General features: G+C 39.7%; 16 protein-coding genes and 1 tRNA gene. 15 read left to right on the plus strand and 2 right to left on the minus strand.

Annotated features, from left to right (window positions below; all coding sequences use genetic code 11):
• Positions 1-69 precede the first annotated feature (69 nt).
• Both ACKWCF_RS05445 and ACKWCF_RS05450 read left to right on the plus strand, forming a co-directional pair.
• Entirely contained in the window at positions 70-1,194 is a 1,125-nt protein-coding gene (locus tag ACKWCF_RS05445) for a hypothetical protein (protein ID WP_409479690.1), read from the plus strand.
• A 3-nt stretch (positions 1,195-1,197) separates the two neighbouring features.
• Positions 1,198-2,073 carry a hypothetical protein gene (locus ACKWCF_RS05450; protein ID WP_409479691.1) on the plus strand — a complete coding sequence of 292 codons (876 nt, stop codon included), beginning with the start codon at positions 1,198-1,200 and terminating at the stop codon, positions 2,071-2,073.
• Here the strand turns inward: ACKWCF_RS05450 and mscL are convergent, their stop codons facing one another.
• Positions 2,074-2,424, minus strand: coding sequence for a large conductance mechanosensitive channel protein MscL (mscL, locus tag ACKWCF_RS05455; protein WP_409479692.1), 351 nt, complete (start codon positions 2,422-2,424; stop codon positions 2,074-2,076).
• Between the two features lie 188 nt (positions 2,425-2,612).
• On the opposite strand from mscL, the gene ACKWCF_RS05460 reads away from it, so the two are divergent.
• The 13 genes from ACKWCF_RS05460 to ACKWCF_RS05520 all read left to right on the plus strand — a co-directional run bounded on the left by ACKWCF_RS05460 (position 2,613) and on the right by ACKWCF_RS05520 (position 16,839).
• Positions 2,613-3,230 carry a murein L,D-transpeptidase family protein gene (locus tag ACKWCF_RS05460; RefSeq protein WP_409479693.1) on the plus strand — a complete coding sequence of 206 codons (618 nt, stop codon included), beginning with the start codon at positions 2,613-2,615 and terminating at the stop codon, positions 3,228-3,230.
• Between the two features lie 130 nt (positions 3,231-3,360).
• Positions 3,361-4,695, plus strand: coding sequence for a CotH kinase family protein (locus ACKWCF_RS05465; RefSeq protein ID WP_409479694.1), 1,335 nt, complete (start codon positions 3,361-3,363; stop codon positions 4,693-4,695).
• Positions 4,696-4,742: 47 nt separating this feature from the next.
• The gene (locus ACKWCF_RS05470; protein ID WP_409479695.1) at positions 4,743-6,116 is read left to right on the plus strand and encodes a hypothetical protein; all 1,374 of its coding nucleotides are present in this window, start codon (positions 4,743-4,745) and stop codon (positions 6,114-6,116) included.
• Between the two features lie 79 nt (positions 6,117-6,195).
• Positions 6,196-7,047 carry a hypothetical protein gene (locus ACKWCF_RS05475; protein ID WP_409479696.1) on the plus strand — a complete coding sequence of 284 codons (852 nt, stop codon included), beginning with the start codon at positions 6,196-6,198 and terminating at the stop codon, positions 7,045-7,047.
• 67 nt (positions 7,048-7,114) lie between these two features.
• Positions 7,115-7,190: transfer RNA gene (locus ACKWCF_RS05480), tRNA-Gly, on the plus strand.
• Between the two features lie 207 nt (positions 7,191-7,397).
• Positions 7,398-8,735, plus strand: a complete 1,338-nt coding sequence (locus tag ACKWCF_RS05485) for a response regulator (RefSeq protein ID WP_409479697.1) — start codon at positions 7,398-7,400, stop codon at positions 8,733-8,735.
• A gap of 10 nt (positions 8,736-8,745) precedes the next feature.
• Positions 8,746-9,708, plus strand: coding sequence for a cytochrome-c peroxidase (locus ACKWCF_RS05490; RefSeq protein ID WP_409479698.1), 963 nt, complete (start codon positions 8,746-8,748; stop codon positions 9,706-9,708).
• Positions 9,705-11,288 (plus strand): DAHL domain-containing protein, encoded by a 1,584-nt coding sequence (locus ACKWCF_RS05495; RefSeq protein WP_409479699.1) that lies wholly within the window; start codon positions 9,705-9,707, stop codon positions 11,286-11,288. The genes ACKWCF_RS05490 and ACKWCF_RS05495 overlap by 4 nt, the downstream gene beginning before the upstream one ends.
• Positions 11,289-11,322: 34 nt before the next feature.
• Positions 11,323-12,303, plus strand: coding sequence for an NAD-dependent epimerase/dehydratase family protein (locus ACKWCF_RS05500; RefSeq protein ID WP_409479700.1), 981 nt, complete (start codon positions 11,323-11,325; stop codon positions 12,301-12,303).
• Between the two features lie 103 nt (positions 12,304-12,406).
• Positions 12,407-13,711 carry a hypothetical protein gene (locus ACKWCF_RS05505; RefSeq protein ID WP_409479701.1) on the plus strand — a complete coding sequence of 435 codons (1,305 nt, stop codon included), beginning with the start codon at positions 12,407-12,409 and terminating at the stop codon, positions 13,709-13,711.
• Positions 13,712-13,862: 151 nt separating this feature from the next.
• A complete protein-coding gene (locus ACKWCF_RS05510) occupies positions 13,863-15,479 on the plus strand; it encodes a fibronectin type III domain-containing protein (protein ID WP_409479702.1) in 1,617 nt (538 codons plus the stop codon).
• Positions 15,479-16,018: a hypothetical protein gene (locus tag ACKWCF_RS05515; RefSeq protein WP_409479703.1), complete on the plus strand. Its 540-nt coding sequence runs from the start codon at positions 15,479-15,481 to the stop codon at positions 16,016-16,018. The genes ACKWCF_RS05510 and ACKWCF_RS05515 overlap by 1 nt, the downstream gene beginning before the upstream one ends.
• Positions 16,019-16,251: 233 nt before the next feature.
• Complete coding sequence (locus tag ACKWCF_RS05520; protein WP_409479704.1) at positions 16,252-16,839, plus strand: hypothetical protein; 588 nt, start codon at positions 16,252-16,254, stop codon at positions 16,837-16,839.
• Between the two features lie 8 nt (positions 16,840-16,847).
• Here the strand turns inward: ACKWCF_RS05520 and ACKWCF_RS05525 are convergent, their stop codons facing one another.
• Complete coding sequence (locus ACKWCF_RS05525; RefSeq protein WP_409479705.1) at positions 16,848-17,990, minus strand: glycosyltransferase; 1,143 nt, start codon at positions 17,988-17,990, stop codon at positions 16,848-16,850.
• Positions 17,991-18,062 lie beyond the last annotated feature (72 nt).

An 18,062-nucleotide genomic window follows, 5' to 3' on the forward strand; every position in this document is an offset into this window, starting at 1 on the left:
GATATTTCGAGCCCTGTTCAAGACCTAGGGCTCGTTTAATAAAACACTTAAAATCACGATAATTAATGCATGATCGTTTCACTATGGATAACCATCGGACTTGTGATTGCAGCTGCGCTCGTTTCAACATTGGGTGCTTATTTCTCTATTATCGGGATCGGCGCTTTATTTAGCGGAGCCTTAGTTGCTGTTTGCTTGATGGCCGGATCTTTAGAGTTCGCTAAGTTCGTTTTAGCGGCTTATCTTCACCAAACTTGGAAAAATATCAACGTTGCATTTAAAATTTATATGACGTTCGCGGTTATTACTTTATCAGCGATCACGTCAATCGGTGTATTCGGATTTTTATCTGATGCCTATCAATCAGCTTCTACAGTGTTAGAAGGTGAAACTATCAAATTAGAGAACGTAAAAAAACAACAAGAAATGATTACAACAGAAATTGAACGTTTAAACTACTCTGTTGAAGAAATTCCTGAAGAGCGTATTTCAAAAAGGTTAGCGGCACGTCAAGCGATTGAGCCTCGCATTTTAGAATTAAATAAAAAGTACGCTGATAACGAAAAAACAATTACCGAATCAAACTTAAATATCTTAGAAGTTAAGAAAAAAGTAGGACCGTTAATCTACATTTCTCGTAACTTTAATATTCCGATTGATAAAGTGGTTCAGTACTTAATCTTAATTTTCGTATCGGTATTCGATCCGCTAGCGATCTGTTTAGTTGTTGCTGCCACTTACTCGATTGAAACTCGTAAGAATAAACACTTAGTGCAACACATGCAGCAAATGCAAGAGGCTGAGTTAGAAGCTAAGCTTGCCGTGGCTCGCCAAGCTGCTGCTAAGAAAATCGAAGAAGCTGCTGCCGCAGCTGCGCAAACAACAGCAACCGTTGAGGCTGCAGCACAAGCTGACGTGCAACAAGCCGTTGATGCCGTAGTCACTGAACAAAAAGAAACAGCGGCTATTGAAGCTGAGCATTCAAAAGCTTTAGAGTCTCAGGTTAAAGCTGAAGTTGAAGCTGAAGCAAAAGCCGAAGAAGTAAAAACAGAAGAAGTAAAAGTTGAAGCGAAAACTGAATCAGTAAATCCAGAAAATCAAGCGACTGATGATGATGTGATCGTTCAAATGAACTTTAAAGACGAACCCACGCAAGATAAAGCAACTAAAGACGAATCCTCAAAAGTGGTTTAATGTATGATCATTGTTACCAGATTTCTAGAACGTAAATGGGTTATCCAATTATTCGGTCTGGGACTGATCGTTGCTCCGTTTGTAAATATCCTTATTCAATTTTTAGTTTTAAATTCTAAATCGGGTATCTCTTGGAGATACATCAGCATTTCATCTTATTTAATGAGCGGATCTATCGCGAACTATGTTTTGGCTGTAGGAAGTATCATTATCGGCTGTATCATGTTAAGTGGTTCAACCAAAGCGTGGAAAGCGGTCTTAGCCTTAGTTGGAACGCATCTGGTTTTACAAATTATCAATTACAAATCAAAAGAATGGCAGGGCTCACTCGGGTGGGGAGCATTTGCTGTTAATCTTTCCGTGTTTTTATTTATCGCCGATCAATTAGTTTGGCGTATTAAATCTAAAGAAGAGCTAATGGCTGAAGCGATGGCCCGTGCAGCAGCGCTTAAACCAAAGCCAAAAACAACCCCAGAACCTACACCATTAGTGGCTAAAGCCGTTGTACCCGAAGCTAAACCAATTGAGCCTGCAATGCCAGTCAACTCAGGCAGTGATTTCGTGCTTGGTGGCGGCAGTCGTCCGGTTGAAAAAATTTTAAATCTTAAATCGTATAAGAAGATCTTTTTTAGTTTCGGAGCAGATCGCCCTTGGGGAAGACTGATGACTCTAACAAGCCATCAGTTGATCGTGAACTGTTTTGAAAAAGCACCGGAGTCTATTGAAAACAAAACGGTGCAAATTGCATTCACTAAAAATTTAGTCATTGATATTAAGTTCGATCGCAAAGAGAGTAATTTATATTATTTTACTCCCTTGGATATGACACCGGATCGCGTGTTAGAGCTGAACCAGTGGCTTAAAAAAATCGCTGTCTAATTACTTCACTTCAGCAGGGGCTTGAGCTTTAAGCTTGTTAGCCTGCTTAACAATAATAAATAATACAAACGCAATAATTAAAAAGTCGATAATACCTTGTAAGAAGTTACCGTAAGCTAATACAGCAGCGCCTTTTGATTTGGCCTCTTCGATTGTTAGATAAGTGTTACCATCTAAAGCGATAAATTGCTGAGCCACGTTTACGCCTTTCATTAAAAGACCGATTAACGGCATTAAGATATCGTTTACTAACGAATTAACGATTTTACCGAAGGCAGCCCCGATGATCACACCGACAGCTAAATCCATTACGTTGCCTTGCGCGATAAACTTTTTAAATTCTCCCATCATAAAATATTCCTCTCTACTGTGTAGATAAATAAGATAAAGCCTATTAAAATACTGTAAAAAGACAAGCACTTACAGGATGTCTGACCGCGCAAAGTGCTCCACCTAATTGTCTTAGCGTCATATGTTTAGACAGTAATATTCAATATATTTAATTTAGAGCGGGAATAGAGTGTGCATGCTTGAAGCCTATGCAATTTTTAAATTTAAAATCTATTTTGTCTTTGTCGTTTGTGATGCTTTCAACTTCGCTGGCATTTTCAGCCCCAGTTAAGCAGGCCGATTTGACCGGAACTCAGTACTGTAAAGATGAAACTAAACTTAAAAATTTAAGCTCAATCGCCCACCTTGATGAAAGAAACGAAATTGATCGCATCGTTGTTTCTAAAAAAAGCCGTGAGCTTTATTTGATCAGCCAGGGCCGTATTTACAAAACGTATAAAGTGGCTTTCGGTTTTGGCTTTTACGGTGGTAACAAAGTACAAATGGGCGATGGTCGCACACCTGAAGGTATTTATAGAGTCGAATTGAAAAATGCGCAATCAGCCTATTATAAAGCCCTGCGCGTTTCTTATCCGAATGCGCGAGATAAAGCTTTTGCTAAAGCGAGCGGTGTAAATCCTGGTGGTGATATCATGATTCACGGTTTTCCAGTTGCAGATAATAAAGAATTGCAGCGTTACGCGCTTTCGCAAACACACCCACAGTTAAATTGGACACAAGGCTGTGTAGCTGTCACAGACAAAGAAATCGAAGAGATTTTCTCATTAGTAGCTGTTAACACGACGATTGAAATTTGCCCCCGCTGATTAAACATCAATACGTTGTCAAAAAGTTTACCAACACAATCCTGACATAAATCAATATAAGGCCAGCACAAGCTGGCTTTTTTTTTGGATTTCATTCTACATCAACTTTAATTAGCAAAGGTGTATCAAAATGAAACATTCAGTGATTATCAAAAATCTGGTTCTTTTAAGCCTTATCGCCACAAGCACACAAACAGCTTGGTCGCATGTTAATGGCAAAGGATCTTACCGCATTGAAATCACAATGGATCAGGCCGCTCGTGAAACGTTAAAAGCCGACCAAAAAACACAAGTTTCTAATGTAAACATGAAAGTTTATTCTGCAGGTCAATTAACTGACGAAGAACAAGTTGAAATCTCAACACGCGGGCAAAGTTCTATTAAATTTCCCCGCAAAAACTTCAGTATTCATGCCTTAAAAGATGAAGGTGGCGAAAAGAAGAAAGTTAAAGTTGGCGACCTTAAATCCAAGAACATCGTAATGTCTGCGGGTGCGATGGATAATTTATTTGTCAAAAACAGTATCGGATACGCTTTATTAAAAGCGATCGGCATTCATTCTTTAAAAACACAATTTGCCGAAGTTAAAATTAATGGATCTTCACAAGGTCTGTATATGTTAACTGAAAACCAAACAGATAACTTAATGAAAGAGCAAGATGCTGAAGTCGTTTTTCGCCGCCGTTATAATGATGCTTTAGAAGTTAAAGATGCTAAAAAAGAATTATCACAAGCTCAAATTGAGCAATACCAAGCGACTTTAAAAAGTGTACATAAATCTATCCGTGAACTAAGTGGTGATGAGCTTATCGCCCGCTTAGAGAAAAATTTAAATTTAAAAAACTATCTTAAATGGTTAGCGTTTAACTATATCGTTAAAAACGGTGACTATTCGGACGAAGTTTACTTCTATGGTAAAACAAACCCACAAACCGGTGAAATCGTATTTGATGTAAGCCCGTGGGATATGGACGATTCTTTCTCAGAAAAAATGCACGCTAGCGGTTTTTTCACAAGCGCTAACTTTCACAGAACTGAAGATTCACAAAAACAAATGATCTATAACTACGAAAGCCGTATCGACCGCAAAGTCGCCGGTGATGAAAAGTTATTACGTATGTACTTTGAAGCTATGGGTGAAGTGGTTGAAACACTTTCTCAAGGCAGCACTTTATTTGAAATCCAAGATAAAATCTTAAGTGATTTAAACCCTTACTTAGACGATGCAGACGTTCAAGCCAACGGCCGCCTTGATGAAGGCCAAGCCCGTCATTCACGCGCGGCGATTGAAGACGAAGTGAAAGTAAAAATGGCTAAGGTGTATTCGCGCATGCAAGATATCAAAGCTGAATTAAACGTGATTAAAACAGAAGAAACTATTCACCACCGCGTACTTGATTTAGCGGGTTTAAGAAAAGTGCTTATCAAAATTAACAATGTCTTGATGAGAGAATTTACTAAGTAATTTAAACGGAGTTTTTTATGGTCCTTAAAAAGTTAGCCTCATTTTCTATGATCACAATAATGGCAACATCTGCAGCTTTCGCCGGAAAAAGCAAAAGCTCAGACTGGCGTGATGTTCCTGAATACTATGCAAAGTATTTTAAATACAACCGCTATATGGAGTATGATCATAACTCAACTTTTTTAAGACGTTTCAGAGTTCCACAACATCCATCAGGAAAATCGAACCAGCAAGACACTTACGTGAGATGGTCTGATGTTAAACTTAAAAGCGATACTCCGGCAGATGTTCGTGAGTGTTGGAATATTTTTGTCAGCGGCGGGGAGTGCGGTAAGCCTGTGGTTACTCCATTACCTGAACATTATACCGCTGAAGGTACATTAGATGTTCTGGCTTACAGCCGCTATGTTTCTGAAGAAAACGGGCTGCGTGTAGCTCGCGATGTGTTAGTTCAGGAGTTAGCTAAAAAAGACGCTTCACAAGGCGCATTATTAGAACGTATTTTAAAAACAACGTCTGATATAAGTTATACTTACCCAGATTCTTTTTCGACAATTCCGCAACAAGAACGCAAAGATATCGGCGTTTATCTTGTGTTAGGTATCGGTGGAGAGAAAAGTGCGAATGCCGCTTTAATTCAAAAAGCTGCAGATCAAATTCGCCATCTAGGATTTCAAGCAGAAATGTTAAAGGTCGATGCAAATTTAGGAAGTGATTATAATTCAGCGATGTTAAACGATATGCTTTCTCAGCGTTTACCAAAACTTAAAAAAGTTATTCTCGTTGCGGCCAGTAAGGGTGTAGCTGATTTTATTACCTTCTTCTTAAACCAAGGCCAAAACTTTCCGCAAGAGCAACGTGATAAGGTAAGATTAATGGTTTCTTTAAGTGGAGTTATTCGCCCGTCGATGGTCGCTGATTTTTTAACGAACAGCAATCGCCCTCTGCCTTTAATGATTCGTGGTCTTTTACACTTAACGGGTAAAGGTGACACGATCAAAGGTGTTGGCTCGTTATCGCATAATCCATGGCAAGGCCATGATCCGAAGATGGTGAAACAATCATTTTCACGTATGAAGTGGTTAAGTTTACCAGCTATTCCTGAAGGCCCAGAAGGTGTTACTCACTTAAGTATGTGGGAAGGTTTTTTAAAAACGCCAAGTTACCGTTGGAATGACAAAGCTTCACCGATGGACGGCTTAGTTGAAAGTGCGGCGTCTGTACTTCCACCAGATACAGGTCTTACAGAATATATCGTTCCGGTGTATGGTCCACATGCGATTGCACTGGGTTCATATACAGGTTCGTTAAGAGTAGCTCCTGAAGCGATGGGCGATGTTACTGACCGCGTAGTTCCTGAAGCCGGTGCAGAAATGTTAAGTGCCTTGTTCCGTGCTTTGCCGATTGAACTTATTCAATAATGCCCCAAAACTTTTTTTTGTTGAAAGCCTTTTTTTCCTATGATTTGTTATCGCTCGTAACAACTCATAGGAGTAAGGCGTGCGTATTATTTATTTCTTAACACTGATTTTTTCTGCGCAAATCGTTTTTGCCCAATTTCAAATGAATCAGACTCAGTACGATGAAGGTACTTTCTTTGCTCCGGCGTTTAATATGTCGAAGATTGATTATGAGCTTACGGATTTATTAGCTGATAATGGCACTTCACAGCTGTGTGCACCCATGGCGATCACGCATGCTTTTGAGTTTTTAAAAAATTACCGCAATCCAGGTTTTGCAAACCTTCCGGCTGTGGCCGATTTGGATAACGACGGAATTGAAAATACATTTAAAGACCGCGTTCGTTATTTTTTTCAAACCTGCAGTACAGATAGAAACGAAGGCACTCGTTACCGTCAGGCCATCGGCTGCATGGATACTTTTATCAAACAAAGTAATTATAACTCGTGGGCTTATATGATCGGACCACATTCGATTAATGCTCCCGCAGGAAGCCCTTTGGATGCTGTTCAGCATGTGCTTCGGTTATCTGAAATTAAATATTACGTGGCTCACCAGGCTGCTGTTTTGATGGGCATCGGTTGGTATAAATTTAATCCCGCGACACAAATTTGGGAACGTACGGGTGGCCATTTTTTCAACCTTTATGGCTACGCGAATATGGCGGGGTGGGGAGAAGATCAGGCTGATTTATTCGTCGTAAACTCGTGGATTGATTATCGTTCTCGTCCGGCAAATGAGCAGTTTGATACAGTGAAAATCACAAGTACGGGCTATTTAAATCAGGCTTCAATGCCAGCAGAAGTTGCCTACGAATTAGCAGGCGAAGGGTTTAATTTTGCTGAATATAAAGCCTTTGTCGAAGATATTTTCGTGGCATTTCCATATTAATTTTATCGCTTGACGATAAGCTGTTGGGGCATTAGATTGATCCCTCACGAACAGACGCGTGTTAAACGCGGGAGTAGCTCAGTTGATAGAGCGTCGCCTTGCCAAGGCGAAGGTCGCGGGTTTGAGCCCCGTCTCCCGCTCCAAATTTTTACTTATTTTTAAAACCCTTTCCGGATATCCTGAAAGGGTTTTTTGTTTTCTGCGGTTAATTTTTTAAAATTTAACCTATAGATGTTTATTTATTTAGTTAAGATTGCTACACATTTTACTAGACCTAGATATTTTTTAGACCAAAGATCATTTCATAAAAGAATGTTTTTCACTACGCTTGAATAAAACAGGAAGCGTGGATGAATAAAAAAATACTTATCGTTGAAGATGATCAATTTTTTCGTGAAGCTTTAAAAGATTTGCTTAAGAAAAATTATTCTGTGCTTGAAGCGCCGAATGGTCAATCTGCAAAAGAAATTTTATCTATGCAAGAGGATATCGACATCGTTTTGAGCGATATTCAAATGCCTGTTTGCAATGGCATTGAACTTTTAGAGTGGTCGAAGAAACATAAACCGGTACCTTTTGTTATCATGACCGGTTTTTCGACGGTTTTAGAGACCAAGAGCGCCTATGAGATAGGAGCTAAAGGTTTTATAGCGAAACCTTTTAAAAATGCCGATCTTATGTCAACTTTGGCCGCTGTGCTAAATCCGCAAGATGATAAACTGTTTCCAACTTGTGATATTAAAAAAGACTACTGTAAAGTTTCGATTGATGAATTTGTCGCGAAACCCAAGATCGATTTTGATGTTTACATAAAACTAGGCGAAGATAAAATTATCAAGCTGGCTCATAAAGGTGAAGAAATTCCACGCGAAAAACTAGCTCAATATAAAGAAAAAGGTTTGCGTTATCTATATATTCTTAAAGGCGATTTCAATAAGTTAATCAGTTTTAATTTGGGTCTTGCCAAAATTATGAAAGACCGTTCTGAAATTTCAGAAACTAAAAAATTAAATTTTCTAAAATACACCGGTGAAATTATATTAGAGAGAACTTTTATTAATGGTGTTGATAAAGATTCTTTAAAAGATGCTAAGTCTTTTTTAGAGCTGACATTAAGTGCTGTCACAGAATCTGATGAAAGCTTAGAACTTTTAGATGTGTTAAATTCACATTCAGATCATATATACGCACACTCTTTAGGAGTAGCTATGTATGCCGTAATGATAGCGAAAAAGCTTGAGATCGAATCTCCGACAACCTTGTATAAATTAAGTATGGCAGGTCTTTTTCATGATGTGGGAAAAAAAGAAATCGATCGTGCGATTTTAGATAAACCACGGCATCTGGTTTCTAAGGCAGAGCGTGCAGCGATTGAAAGCCACGTCGTGCGTGGACAGGAAATATTAAATGCCATGCAAAGTATTCCATCGGAAGTGATTCAACTTGTGCTTGAGCACCACGAAGATCAGCAAAATCTTGGATATCCGATGCAGAAGCACAAATTTCATCAACATCCGCTTTCGAAGATTCTTCAGTGTGCAAATATTTTTATTGAACAGACTTTAGCGGGCGCAAATTTTGCTGGTAAGCCTGCTGCCGAAGCAATTGCTCATCTAGAAAGTATTTATGCAGGGCGCATGGATCCTAAATGTATAAAAGCTCTTAAAGACTTATTTAAAATAAATTAGAGAATGCCCGATGAAAAAAATTGTTATTCTTTTCTTCATCGCGGTTACGACACACGCTATAGAGAAAAATTCTGAACCTATTCGTCCTTTACCTCTAAACCTGAAGGATAATAATCCCGAAAAAATGCAACTAGGTTTTTTACTTTTTAATGAAAAGAAACTTTCGGCTAATAACACGATTTCTTGTGCGAGTTGCCATGCGCTGAATGCATTCGGTGTTGATGGTTTAGCGAAATCCGTAGGTATACATGGAGGCATTGGCTCGATAAATGCGCCGACGGTATTTAATAGTGGGCTAAACTTTGTTCAATTCTGGAATGGGCGGGCGAAAACGCTGGAAGAACAAATCGACGGGCCGTTATTACACCCCAAAGAAATGGGAAATTCGTGGGCGCAAGCTGTCGCCAAATTAAATCAAGATAAAAAATACCGTGAAGCTTTTTCTGCCATCTACCGTGATGGAATAACGGTGGCCAATGTTAAAAATGCCATTGCTGATTTTGAACGTAAGCTTACGACGCCAAATTCAAAGTTTGACCGGTATCTGCGAGGAGAAAAAACTCTTTCTGAGCTGGAAGAAAATGGTTACAAGCGCTTTAAGTCTTTAGGATGTATATCTTGCCATCAAGGGCAAAACATCGGTGGCAATATGTTTCAAACTATGGGCGTTATGGGCAATTACTTTAAGGACCGTAAAGATATGCCGCAGACCGAAGATGATCTCGGGCGCTATTTAGTCACTAAGCGCGATCGTGATAAGTTTGTTTTTCGTGTTCCTAGTCTTCGTAATGTTGAAATGACGGCGCCGTATTTTCACGATGGCTATGCCAAAACTTTAGATCAAGCCGTAGATATTATGGGGCGTTACCAGTTAGGGCAAAAACTTTCGCAACGGGATATTACTTCCATTGTTGTTTTTTTAAAAACCTTAACGGGTGAAACACCATCTGTTCTGAAAAAGGTCGAAAAATGAAAAAGTACTTAGCTTTAAGTCTTTTTTGCATTTTTGGTTTGGCCGGCGTTGGTTATCTATACACGCATTCGCGAAGTCAGCTGCAGCAGCACCATCAAAAAATTATTAATTTATTAAATGATGCCCAGCAAAGTGAAGTCGAAGTTGAAAAAGATGTTTTAAGATTAAGAGATTTTTTGGCAGCAGATTATGACGCTTTGACAGTAGCTCGTGAAAAACTTGAGTTATTCTGTTCGCTAGATAACGACCACAAAATAGATAAAATTTCATTCGACGTATTTACTGTTTTTTCTGAATATTGCTACGCTTTAGAAGCTAAGCTCGCGGCTGTTGAAGATTTTAAATCAATCAATTCAGCGTACAAAAATTCATTGCTTTTTTTGCACGATCATTCGGTTGGGAGTTTTAGCCGTGGCCGCGTAGAACCTGAAGCTGAAAAAACATTGGTTTACGCCATCATGACCTACGCTCTTCTTTCAGATGCGACGTCTAAAACCAACGCTGAGCAAAGCATTCGTTTGCTGAAACGGCATAAATCGGCTGATCGTATCGTTATCGACCATGCGACAAAATTACTGAGCTTGCAGGAGGCGAAAAGAGAAGCTGTTGAACTTATTGTTAACTCGACGTCGTCGCAACTGCTTGTGAAATTAAGAAACATTTATTTGCAAGAATACCAAAAGGAATTTCAACGAGCGGAATTCTACCAGAATATTTTATTTGGCCTTTGCGTGACCCTTATCTTTATTTTTGTCTTTAATGTTTTAAACATCTGGAAAGGTGCGCGGGAATTACAAAAAGCGAATCTAACACTGGAACAAAGAGTTGATAGCCGCACAAAAGAACTTGTTTTGTCGCAAAAGATTATCACTGGTCAGCAACAGAGTCTGGCTTTAAGTTCTAAAATGTCTGCGCTTGGGGAAATGGCGGGCGGTGTGGCTCACGAGATAAATACACCTTTAGCGGTGATTCAAATGCGCACTGATTTAATGTTAGAGAACCTAACCGATCAAGAGCTCGATAAGGAAACTTTTAAATTATCACTTATGGCTATTGACATAACTGTGAAGCGCATAGGGCAAATTGTAAAAGCTCTTCGTTCTTTTGCGCGCGATGGCAGTAAAGATGAGTTATCTCTCTATCCGGTGCAAAGAATAATTGAAGACACATTCGGTTTGTGTCGTGAGCGCTTCGCAAATCATGGTATACATCTGGAGTGCTCGACGGTTGATGAAAGTTTGCAATTAAATTGCCGTCCCGGTGAAATTTCGCAAGTTCTACTTAATCTTTTAAATAATGCCTATGATGCTGTTCAAGAGTTAAACGCTAAATGGGTTAAGGTTGAAGCCTATAAAAACCAAGACGGTATTTTTCTTTGTGTTTCAGATAGTGGTTCGGGAATTCCTTTAGAAATTCAAACTAAGATGATGCAGCCATTTTTTACGACTAAAGAAATCGGTAAAGGAACGGGGTTAGGTTTAAGTATTTCGCGCGGGTTTGTTGAAAACCATGGCGGAAAGCTTACGATTGACAACGCTGCCAGCCACACAAAGTTTGTGCTTTCGTTTCCGATACCTTAACGTTATCGTTTTCATAGCGGAAAACTCACATCATATGAAAATACTTATTACCGGAGCTACAGGTTTTATCGGTCAACGACTTGTTCAAAGGCTAACTGCGAACGGTCATGAGGTCGTAGGATCTGCTCGCAGTTTTTCTGGTGAAAATTTTCCGCATTATACTTTTATCGCCGCCGATTTATCGAAGTCTTCGCAGTGTGATCAGTTCACTCAAAATATCGATGTTATTATTCACTGTGCCGGTAAAGCCGGGGTGTGGGGAAGTTTAGCTGAATACACGCAAGCCAATGTAGTTGCGACAAAAAATATTCTAGCCTCAGCCCAGAAAAATAAAGTGCGCCGTTTTATCAATATTTCTTCGCCTTCGATTTATTTTGCTTTTAAAGACCAATTTGATTTGAAAGAAACTGATCGACCCAAAAAATTTTCAAACGCCTATGCGCTAACAAAGTTTCAGGCCGAACAATTAGTGCAGGCCGCACATACACCAGATTTTTTAACTGTGTCGTTACGCCCGCGTGGTGTGATCGGCGCCGGAGATAAAAACTGGCTTCCGCGCATTATCGAAATGCAAAAAAACGGAAGTTTAGTGCAGCCAGGCTTAGGTGAAAACTTAGCTGACTTTACTTGTGTTGAGAATTTAATGGACGCGATTGAACTTTGCCTAACGACAGAAGAAAAAAATATGGGCGAAGTTTATAATATCACCAACGGAATGCCTGAAAAACTATGGACGGTGATTGAAGAATCACTTAAAGCCGTGGGGCTTTCGTCACAGCATAAAAAAGTTTTTTTTAGCGTAGCTATGACCGTGGCTAAAATTTCAGAAGTCATTCATCAATTAAAAAAGACTCAACAAGAGCCAGCGCTTTTACCGGTGAAAGTCGGTGTGGCGGCCTATTCGATGACTCTTGATATTTCTAAAGCGAAAACTAAGCTTGGTTACAAACCAAAACAATCAACAGCTGATGGCCTTCGTGAATTCGCTGCGTGGTATGTAAAACAAAAAATGTAAATTCATAAGGCTCACTCTGGTGAACGGTTTTAGTGCTCGCTAAAGGCACTGTATTGCCGTTCTCATTTTGAGACAGGTCTTTGGCTTGCACTTTCATAAACCTATGAAAAAGTTTTTAGTGTTAATTTTATTAGCGTTTACGGTAACGGCTCAAGCCCAAATGGCCTGTGTTTCGTTATTTGAAACGCCTTACGAAACACTAAACGCCAGATTAACCAAAAGATATCCTCGCTTGGAATTCATGACTAAAGATCCACGTGGTTTTATCAAAGAGATTCAAGAACGTTACAAAGAGCAGCGTTTGAAAGATCCAGCGCACGCCCTTGAGTTTGATTACAGCGATGTAGCCATGCCGATGGTTGAATATAGCGCTAAACATCTTGAAACGAAAATCAGCGAAACAACGATTTTAATCAGTGAAACTAAAATGATGTTAGAAGAAGTTTCGTCATTACGTATTCTTAAAAAGCGTATTTTAGAAAAGCAGGTCAAAGAGTATGAAGCTGCTGAACAATTTTATAAAGCTTTAGCTAACGAAGCGAGATTTTATCTTGCGCAAAACAAAGTCAGCTACCAAAAAAGTATCGAGTTTTTGTATTACTTCTCACGCGCCTACGGGCATTTTGAAACGCGTAAGCTTCCGTTTATGACTCGTTTTTACTTAGGTATTGACCGTGCCTTTCAGGGTTATAAGCAATTACCGATCGAGAAAGAATTTGCCAGATATCAAGAGCGTAAATTTGAAATTTTTCAAAGAAAATCTGCCGTAAATGGTTTTGTGATTTCTGAAAAATCATATTTAGAAGCGCTTCAACATCCCGAAGTAAAAGCTCCAACAGAAGAATTAAAAGCGATTATCGTTCCACTTTATGATGCGATCGGAAGGGAATTTCTGATGCGCTATATGCCTACAGAAATTTCTGTAGTGGGTGTAACACATGAATCTATCGAAGCTGATGGTTTTAAGCGTCCAAGTGGTGATTTTTGGATGCACGATATTCGTCACGAATCAGCACGCCAACAAGAAATTAAAAGCTTTATGGAAAAAAACGATATGACCTTAGAACAATGGCATAAGTTTTCTTCGCTTCAGGAAAAATGGTATTTAGAATACAAAAAACATTTAGGTTTAATTCAAGATAAAGAATTAAAAGAAGCGATTGAACTTTCTACGTTTAATTATTTTCATGACCGTGGTTATCCGTTTGTGCCTTCGGTATGGAAAAATCGTAAAAGCATGCATGTGTACTATGGACTTGTGCTGATGTTAACGTTAAGCGGGCAGGGAACCGGTTTTAAAAACGTGCGTTTAAATACTAAAATAGCGTCTGATTGGTTAGACAAATTCTTCGAAGCTAGACTGGCCGAAGAGGCCGAAGGTCTAAGTCAGATTTTAAATGATAAATAAGTTTTCATTTTATCAAATTCGTTAAAAATTTTAATCACTTATCCTGTCTCAATCTGAGACAAAATAGTTAAGCTATTGTTAAAAATTCCGATAAGTAGTTATGCATTTTAGATGGAATTATGTGCTACTGGCGATCTTTTCTATTTTCTTTATGAGCTGTCAGGGTCAAAAACTTGACCTGTCGGGAGCGTCGTCTTTAGGTGATACAATTGTTGATGATGGGAGTCGTACCGATGGTAGCGATTTAGGTTCTATTTATAATGTGACAATGGTTGTATCGGCTACGTCTGATATTCCTGAATGGACTAATGCTGAACTTCCGTTTGCGCCTCCCTCGCGTGCGCGCCAACAAATGGGAGAAAACTTTTCAGATACACAAACGCCATTTAAGTTCACTTACACTTATCCACCCAACAATTATAAATTAACAACCGCTCATATGTTAATGGACACTCGACGTGATAGCTCTGACACTGAAGGTATTTTTATCGACGGCGTGTTTACAGGCCGCGTACCTGGCAGTATGGTAGGCACAAGTCCAATGATCACACACAGACATTATTTCTGTGCCCAACAGGCCTGCGCCGGAGCTACAGCACCAGCAAGCCCTACAAACACGTACTATATGGATTGGTCGCTCACGCATTACAAGCAAGCGACCACAAATACATTTGACTTAGATTTAGAAGATTTACTTGTACCAACAACTTTAAATCCGGTGGGTATTGTTTCTGATGGTGTGGTTCGTGTGGTCACTGGAGACGATTCGCCAGTGTATCAAGCGCTGTTAGTATTAGAAGGAATTACGATTTCTAAAACACCACTTTCGTGCTCGAATTCTCCGACCTATTCGTTCACCAATGTCTATATTCATAATGATGGTAATAGTATTGGCCAGGCAGCTTTTTCTGGAACTGTGGTTGCGCCAAATACTTCATGGTCGACAAGTCAAACGAGCTTTCGCTCGGTTGAATTTTATTACGACCCAAAGCTTCCGCGCGTTAGTTCACTGGATTTTATTACAATCTCTTCAGCTACAGTTAACTTGCGTGTAAAACGTCAGGCCAGTGGAACTGCCGCGATCGTTGTTAACGGTGTTGGTATTGCTGAAGCAGGCTTTGACCGAAGCACGGCCACAGTCGCTGTAGAGAGATGGATTGATACACCAGCGGTGATTTCAAGTTGGACAAATTATGTAAATACGGTTTCAGCTACAAATACCGATACAACAACAAAATTGTATCTTGTCGATCTTTATGGTGCGGCCACAACTAAAGAACTTCTATCTCAGGGTAAGTTAAATATTTCTTTAGCGGGAAGTTTCGGAACCGCTTACGGCCAAGCGGCAACTTCGGGTCGTACTTACGGGGTCACAGTTGCAGGACCAGAACTTAACTTACAAGGTACATTCTACACTGAAATCTGTGCGGTGCCGAATAATCCAGATTCACCATTAAATGATAATGGTGAAGTGCCAACGGGATTAGATGGCGCAAGTCCCATCATCAGTTCAATTCAAGTGGTAAATATCACGCAAAACTCAGCCACGATTCAGTGGTTAACAAATGAACCAGCTACAACACAAGTGGGTTATGGTCTTGGTAACACCGATACGAGCAGCACTTTAGATTCAACGCTTTCAATCTTTCATAGCGTCACTATTACTGGTTTAAGCCCGTACAAGTTTTATACTTACGTTGTTAAATCACAGGATGGCAGTGCTAATCTAACAATTTCAGGAGCCAAAGTTTTTAGGACACTACGATAATGAAAATACAAAAAATTAATATCAGCATTTTTATCGTAAGCTTATTGATTGCGCTATCAGCAATAGCGCAATCAAAGAATGTGTATCGCACATCATTGAGTTTTATTCCGTTAGCAACTTCGACAAAGCAGGCAGGTAATGGCCCTGAAGGCAGCACGATCATGAGCCAATTTGAATTTGGCGTGCACAAACCTTTTTGGGGTTACGGTTTAGTTTATCAATACGATCAACATGGTGACTTTCAAAAAGACACGGGTCTTGGTTTAAAATTAGAAGTTAATTACAAGGCGATGTATCTTGATTTAGGTTATCTTGTAGCCGTTGAAAGAGTGTACGACGATCGCACTTATGAAAAAGAAACCGGTGATGGTTATTATATCGGTTTAGGCGGGCGTGTAAATTTTGGTAAAAGATATTTCTTTAACCTGACGTACAAACATCGTGTTCACAAATTAAAAAAACAAGACGACACAGCTTTATCTGATCCTATTATTCAGACTGACTCGTATCCACTGTTAGGTGTAGGAGTGAGTTTCTGAGAAACATAATTCTTTTTGTTTTATTCTTAGGTGTTATTGCTGGCTGCGGGAAACGACCCGCAGAACTTTTACGTCTGCAACAAGCTTATCCTGAAGATTTTCCGATTTACGCCACCGTCGGTGATGGTACTGGCCGTGTTTGGCAAATTGCTCGCGATGGAACTAAAACAGAATTTTTAACAGGTTTAAATGAACCACAAGGTTTAGCCACTGATGGTAAAGGCAATCTGTACGTGGTTGAACAAGGTAACTCACGACTATTACGTTATGATATAGCAACGAAAACTCAAACGGTGTTAGCTACAGGACTTTCTGTTCCTACAGCGGTCGCGGTTGATTCTCAAGGCGAAGTTTATGTCGCTGAAGAGGGCGCAAATCGTATTACGAAGATTTCTGACTCATCAACGTATGCTTCGTTTTCGAGTGCAGCCTCGGCTTTTACCTTTGGTTTAGGTGATCAACCGGTGATTGGCTTTTTTAATTTAAACCTGGTGCAATGGGGTTTAGATCGCCAACCAGATATTTCTGTTTTAAAGCCCATCAGTATGACAAGAGATGTTTTGGGGCGTATTTATGTTTCTGAAGGAACTGATTCTAACTCGCGGGTGATTCGCTTAGGTCCAACGTCTTCTGATGCTCCAGAGGTTATCGTGAATGGTTTAAATGGGGCGTTTGGTGTTATTACGGATCGTTCTGGAAATGTGTTTGTTGCTGAAACTGCTGAATCACGTATTGTGTATGTCACTCAAAATAGCCAATTGTATAAGTTTGTTGATTTAACCGCGCCACTGTACATGACAATGACGCGTATTCTTGAATAGGTTACTTCTTACAGGCGCATCATTGAATCTGCAGTAAACTTGCTTCTTTTGTAAGGTAGTGAACTCATTAGGGTTTTTATCTCTAATTCTTTCATGTCTTCAAAAGTTTGATCCCATGATTTGCTATCTAAGTATTCATCAACTTTTTTAATCCACTCAGGGCTTTGTTTACTTTGCATAGCTTCTTCACAGGCTGCTAAAAAACAAGTGGCCGTTGCAGCTGTTTTTACAAGGCCTAGCGGCTCATATTTTTCTTTTAAAGATTCATGTGGAGTCGCAACGACAGGGCGGCCAGTGGCTAAGTATTCGTACATTTGTGAAGTGGTGTGACCGCTTCTTCCTTCTTTGTAAGGAGCGATGGTGACATCCCAGCCAGCAAAATAGTTAGGTAAATATTTGTAGTCTTTTTTGCCGAAGAAATAAATATTCGGACGGCGCGGAAGATCGTTATAACAATTTCCCACCATAGGCCCCACTAAAATAAAATTCCAGCTCGGGCGAAAGTCAGCCATATCAGTTAATAAATCAAAATTTAAATGTTCAGTGATATCACCGCAGAATCCAAGTTTGGGTCCTGTAATTTTCTTCTGATCTAAAGGTTCGTTGACTTGGCGGGCTTGGCGAAAGTGACTTAGATCAATGCTATTTGGAAAGCTGTGAATATTATGGTGGTTGCTTTTACGGTGAGAATAAAGTTTTTCATTGGCCGCAAAAACTAAATCAGCTTTTTCTAAAAGTTCAATTTCTTGAACTGATAATTCAGCTGGATTTTCAGGGCTTGATTCGCTGATACAGTCGTAAATCGTACTGATCGGTGAAAGGTGGCGCGAATAATCAATGGCCTTTGTCGTGTCGTACCACACAGAAAAGTTAATGATAAATTCATCTTCAATCAAATCATCAACAACGCGCTTTAAAGCTTCGTGCTGTTCGTTTTCAGTTAATTCTTGTGGAAGAATAGGTTTAATAACTTCAATTCCACTTTCAGCGAAAACCTTGCGATAGCTGATTTGATTTGTATCCGCAAAGATCGGTTCCTCGATAAAAAACACGCGGCGGTGTTTAGCATAGCGAGAAAGTAGTTGTTGTGTACGCTGATAGACAAAGCCCCAACGCGTTTGAGAAAAAGCCAAAAGATCGTTCTTAATCATAGATTCCCCCTCTTAGAACAATGCGGTTAGATGTGGGGGAGATTGCAGAGTCGGTGCCAGCATAGCAGGCTT

The organism is Pseudobdellovibrio sp. HCB154, assembly GCF_046267985.1.
Lineage (GTDB): Bacteria > Bdellovibrionota > Bdellovibrionia > Bdellovibrionales > Bdellovibrionaceae > Pseudobdellovibrio.

What these genes read in the sequence shown, in the direction of transcription:
- ACKWCF_RS05445 (WP_409479690.1), top strand. Translation starts at nt 70, where the DNA reads ATGATCGTTTCACTATGGATAACCATCGGACTTGTGATTGCAGCTGCG.
- ACKWCF_RS05450 (WP_409479691.1), top strand. Translation starts at nt 1,198, where the DNA reads ATGATCATTGTTACCAGATTTCTAGAACGTAAATGGGTTATCCAATTA.
- mscL (WP_409479692.1), bottom strand. Translation starts at nt 2,424, where the DNA reads ATGATGGGAGAATTTAAAAAGTTTATCGCGCAAGGCAACGTAATGGAT.
- ACKWCF_RS05460 (WP_409479693.1), top strand. Translation starts at nt 2,613, where the DNA reads ATGCAATTTTTAAATTTAAAATCTATTTTGTCTTTGTCGTTTGTGATG.
- ACKWCF_RS05465 (WP_409479694.1), top strand. Translation starts at nt 3,361, where the DNA reads ATGAAACATTCAGTGATTATCAAAAATCTGGTTCTTTTAAGCCTTATC.
- ACKWCF_RS05470 (WP_409479695.1), top strand. Translation starts at nt 4,743, where the DNA reads ATGATCACAATAATGGCAACATCTGCAGCTTTCGCCGGAAAAAGCAAA.
- ACKWCF_RS05485 (WP_409479697.1), top strand. Translation starts at nt 7,398, where the DNA reads ATGAATAAAAAAATACTTATCGTTGAAGATGATCAATTTTTTCGTGAA.
- ACKWCF_RS05490 (WP_409479698.1), top strand. Translation starts at nt 8,746, where the DNA reads ATGAAAAAAATTGTTATTCTTTTCTTCATCGCGGTTACGACACACGCT.
- ACKWCF_RS05495 (WP_409479699.1), top strand. Translation starts at nt 9,705, where the DNA reads ATGAAAAAGTACTTAGCTTTAAGTCTTTTTTGCATTTTTGGTTTGGCC.
- ACKWCF_RS05500 (WP_409479700.1), top strand. Translation starts at nt 11,323, where the DNA reads ATGAAAATACTTATTACCGGAGCTACAGGTTTTATCGGTCAACGACTT.
- ACKWCF_RS05505 (WP_409479701.1), top strand. Translation starts at nt 12,407, where the DNA reads ATGAAAAAGTTTTTAGTGTTAATTTTATTAGCGTTTACGGTAACGGCT.
- ACKWCF_RS05510 (WP_409479702.1), top strand. Translation starts at nt 13,863, where the DNA reads ATGAGCTGTCAGGGTCAAAAACTTGACCTGTCGGGAGCGTCGTCTTTA.
- ACKWCF_RS05515 (WP_409479703.1), top strand. Translation starts at nt 15,479, where the DNA reads ATGAAAATACAAAAAATTAATATCAGCATTTTTATCGTAAGCTTATTG.
- ACKWCF_RS05525 (WP_409479705.1), bottom strand. Translation starts at nt 17,990, where the DNA reads ATGATTAAGAACGATCTTTTGGCTTTTTCTCAAACGCGTTGGGGCTTT.